This is a genomic window from Thermoanaerobaculum aquaticum (assembly GCF_000687145.1).
Taxonomy (GTDB): Bacteria; Acidobacteriota; Thermoanaerobaculia; order Thermoanaerobaculales; family Thermoanaerobaculaceae; genus Thermoanaerobaculum; species Thermoanaerobaculum aquaticum.
On the sequence record NZ_JMFG01000037.1, the window covers coordinates 40568 to 41444 of the forward strand.

Below are 877 nucleotides of genomic sequence, written 5' to 3' on the forward strand. Positions count from 1 at the left end.
CCGCGCGGGGCGCGACGGTATGAGGGGGCTGAGGCCGAAAAGGGGCTTGAGTTTCAATCCACGCGCCCGCGCGGGGCGCGACCGACAGGTCGAGAGTCAGTCTGATGGCCTCCCTAGTTTCAATCCACGCGCCCGCGCGGGGCGCGACGGCGGCGCCCTTTACCTGGACAGCAACGCCGCGCAGTTTCAATCCACGCGCCCGCGCGGGGCGCGACCACGGGCCAGTACATCGCCGGGGACACGACCCTGCGTTTCAATCCACGCGCCCGCGCGGGGCGCGACGACGGTCAGTGTACCGTCGAGCCGCTCCCAGCCGCGTTTCAATCCACGCGCCCGCGCGGGGCGCGACCAGGATCGTTGTGTCGCCGAGCAGTCGGACGAGCGTTTCAATCCACGCGCCCGCGCGGGGCGCGACTGGACGTCATAAAGCTGTTTGACCGTGCGAAGTCGGTTTCAATCCACGCGCCCGCGCGGGGCGCGACGAGACACCAGGGGCTTCATCCTCCACAAGCTCCCGTTTCAATCCACGCGCCCGCGCGGGGCGCGACCCCAGCAGTAGTGGTTCCGGCCCTGGATGCGGTCGTTTCAATCCACGCGCCCGCGCGGGGCGCGACAGCAGCGCCCGCGCCTCCTCGGGGTTGAGGGGACGGTTTCAATCCACGCGCCCGCGCGGGGCGCGACCAGCTATGACAGGGAGGCCACCATGCTACCGGTAGTTTCAATCCACGCGCCCGCGCGGGGCGCGACGGGTCTCGCTTGCTGGGGGAGCAGCTGCGCCGAAGGTTTCAATCCACGCGCCCGCGCGGGGCGCGACATCAAGATTCGCGTGTACACCGATCGCGAGCGCGGTTTCAATCCACGCGCCCGCGCGGGGCGC

The 877-nt window shown here is 70.4% G+C and carries 1 CRISPR repeat array.

From position 1 onward, the window contains the following. Positions 1 to 50: 50 nt before the first annotated feature. Positions 51 to 814: direct repeats of the CRISPR family, unit length 32 nt; unit sequence GTTTCAATCCACGCGCCCGCGCGGGGCGCGAC. The last annotated feature ends 63 nt before the right edge of the window (positions 815 to 877 follow it).